Source organism: Priestia sp. P5_B4, assembly GCF_056400385.1.
Window position 1 is genome coordinate 1 of record NZ_JBFULJ010001274.1, and the last position, 813, is coordinate 813.

Annotated in this window: 1 protein-coding gene; it reads left to right on the top strand. The window is 39.1% G+C overall.

Annotated features, from left to right (window positions below):
* The coding region (maeA, locus tag AC1DRF_RS30450; protein ID WP_477742626.1) for an oxaloacetate-decarboxylating malate dehydrogenase at positions 1 to 813 on the top strand (813 nt) is incomplete at both ends.

The following is an 813-nucleotide window of genomic DNA, read 5'->3' on the forward strand; positions in this document are numbered from 1 at the left end:
GATTTACAGAACCGTAATGCTGTATTATTCTATCGTTTATTGCAAGATCACTTAAAAGAAATGCTTCCAGTTGTTTATACACCAACAGTTGGACAAGCAATCCAAGAATACAGCCACGAATATCGCCGTCCGGGTGGCGTATACTTGTCAATCGATAATGTAGAAGGCATTGAAGAAGCTCTTAAAAATATCGATGCAAATAGTAAAGACATTGATTTAATGGTTATTACAGATTCAGAAAGTATTTTAGGAATTGGTGACTGGGGCGTTGGCGGTATTAATATTGCTATCGGTAAATTAGCCGTATACACAGCTGCAGCAGGAATCGATCCAAGCAGAGTACTTCCAGTTGTTCTTGATGTAGGAACAAACAACGAAAAATTATTAAATGATCCTTTATATATCGGAAACCGTCATGAACGTATCCGCGGTGAGCGCTATGATCATTTCGTAGATCAATTCATTTCAAAATCTCTTGAAATATTCCCTAATGCACTGTTACACTGGGAAGATTTCGGTAATGTAAATGCTCGTAACATTATTAACAAGTACGGAAAAGAAATTCTAACGTTTAATGATGATATCCAAGGAACAGGTGCTGTAACGCTTGCCGCTATTTTCTCAGCAGTTCAAGTGTCTAAAATGCCACTTCGTGACCACCGCGTTTTAATCTTTGGACCGGGTACAGCAGGTATCGGTATTGCAGATCAAGTTCGTGACGCAATGGTATTAGACGGTATTACAGAAGAAGAAGCATACAAAAACTTCTGGGCAGTTGATTTCCGAGGCCTTTTAACAGATGACATGGACGAC